The sequence below is a fragment of the Haloferax sp. KTX1 genome (assembly GCF_902410085.1).
Taxonomy (GTDB): domain Archaea; phylum Halobacteriota; class Halobacteria; order Halobacteriales; family Haloferacaceae; genus Haloferax; species Haloferax massiliensis.
This window is the reverse complement of the sequence record NZ_CABPRH010000304.1, coordinates 1-404: the sequence shown is the minus strand read 5'-3', so window position 1 is coordinate 404 and position 404 is coordinate 1. Positions and strand designations below refer to the sequence as shown.

Here is a 404-nt window from a genome sequence, read left to right as displayed (position 1 = left end):
GAACAGCGGTAGCACGTCGAGGCGGACGTTCCACTCCCGCGGGACCCGTATCTCGGTCCCGCCGAAGATGGTCGTCGTGCTGACGTGGGCCGGCGCGTCGCTGCTCCTCACGTCCCGGAGGTCAAGTTCGATCCCGCCGAACAGCGCGGTCAGGTCCGCGCTCCGGAAGGCGTCGGCCGTGATGCGTCGCTCCGCGCCCCCGAAGAACGCGAATAGCAGGACGTGATCGCTCCGCTCGGATCGTCTTTCGCCCGGTACTGTCCGAGGAGGAGCGATAGTCCAAACAGGATGATTAACAGCGGCCAGAACTGCACCACGTCACGGGCGGCGAGCACGCCCAGCGTGACCAGTTGCCACGCGCCAGCGACGAGGATGACCAGCAGCGGACCCACGAGGTTCCGTAG

At 66.8% G+C, this 404-nt stretch carries 1 pseudogene; it reads right to left on the bottom strand.

The annotated features are described in order from the left end of the window. Positions 1-149: 149 nt before the first annotated feature. A pseudogene (locus tag FY251_RS22950) lies at positions 150-404 on the bottom strand (hypothetical protein); the annotation flags it as partial.